Annotated in this window: 2 protein-coding genes; both read right to left on the bottom strand. The window is 31.7% G+C overall.

The window, feature by feature from the left end; all coding sequences use genetic code 11:
* Positions 1 to 181: 181 nt before the first annotated feature.
* Positions 182 to 1,015, bottom strand: a complete 834-nt coding sequence (locus BAZSYMA_RS00800; protein ID WP_090714573.1) for a replication initiation protein — start codon at positions 1,013 to 1,015, stop codon at positions 182 to 184.
* A gap of 120 nt (positions 1,016 to 1,135) precedes the next feature.
* On the bottom strand, positions 1,136 to 1,315 hold a 180-nt coding region (locus BAZSYMA_RS10180), incomplete at its 5' end, for a hypothetical protein (protein WP_206599434.1).

Genomic DNA, 1,315 nt, shown 5'->3' with positions numbered 1-1,315 from the left:
GCTGTAATGGTCCAATCAATTTAGACACATTTCAAGCCACTTTTTTCAATTCAGCCATCTTTTGAGCAGGTGTAATACCATTTATAAAAAATAAGGAACCCTGTAAACCAGATTGTGTAAAGTCCTCTCTAAAAAATCATAGCACTAACCCGTTTACTCCGCTTTGACTCCTCTTTTTATATTATTTAACACCTATTTTTTTTAAATGAGAAAGACGAGAGACTTTGGCTCTAGCGTCAGCCGCTCGATGAGCATTATTTAAGCGAGTTTTTTTATTACCTCGAGAGAGACTATCTTTAAATAATAAACCATCAGGGTCTAAATCCCTAAAAGTGATTTCAAATTTAAAAATTGTACGACCCACTCTAACAGGAATAGTTCTAATATGCCAATACAATTTATCACAAATTTCCTGAATTGCTGGAGCATAAACCCGAGCACGAAAAACATTATTATCCCAATAAGTATGATTTTCATCAATAGACAATAACTGCTTCAATTCAGTAAGATCAACATGCCACCAACCAGTACCATCTGGCTGCATATACTGCATTAATTTTTCATAAATACGAAGGCTAGCAAACTTTTTAAATCGCAAAGTTTGAGCAAGTTCTAACCTTGTGTAATCACCATCAAGTCCCTGAATAAAAGGAAGGAAATTACGGGAAAAAGCGAGAGAAGTGTAACCTTCACCAACCGCATATCTAGCAGTATCAAAAATAGAGTATTTCTCATAAGTAAAAGTATCAATGGAAACTTTAATAGTAGCAGATAACAAAAAATTAGTAGCAATTTTTAAATCTCGGTATCGATGTTTATCATCAATACCTAGCAATTTACCAAATTCACTAGCAGTAATAGTATGCAATTTCCCATCATCAGAAATAACATCATTAGCATCAATATAACGAAGCATTATATTAAATAAATGTGATGAATTCACAGGCATTTTATAAATAGCACTAACAAGAGAGTTAGACTTAATAACAACAGAGTGTTTAATTTCTTTTTCCATAAAAATAAATAATTATTTAATAAAATAAACATATTATAAACGAACAATAACTAAAAAAGTAACTTTTTTAAAAAAGTTACTTTAAACCACCAAAAGTGTTACTTTAAACCACCAAAAGTGTTACTTTAAACCACCAAAAGTGTTACTTTTAAACCAGAAAACCCTTACAGAGCAAGGGATGTAGAGCCCTAAAAGGGGGTATAAGGTATGAAAAGGTAAAAAATCAAGAGCAAAAAACAAAAATAAAGAGAAAAAATCAAGAGCAAAAAACAAAAAGCAAGAGCAAGAGCAAGAGCTTAC

It is taken from the genome of Bathymodiolus azoricus thioautotrophic gill symbiont (genome assembly GCF_001298715.1).
In the GTDB taxonomy this organism is placed as follows: Bacteria; Pseudomonadota; Gammaproteobacteria; order PS1; family Pseudothioglobaceae; genus Thiodubiliella.
The sequence above is the reverse complement of the archived record's forward strand: the minus strand, read 5'-3'. Positions and strand labels throughout refer to the sequence as shown.

Bases quoted from the DNA above. Each gene is read 5' to 3' on its own strand.
- BAZSYMA_RS00800 (WP_090714573.1), bottom strand. From the start codon at position 1,015: ATGGAAAAAGAAATTAAACACTCTGTTGTTATTAAGTCTAACTCTCTT.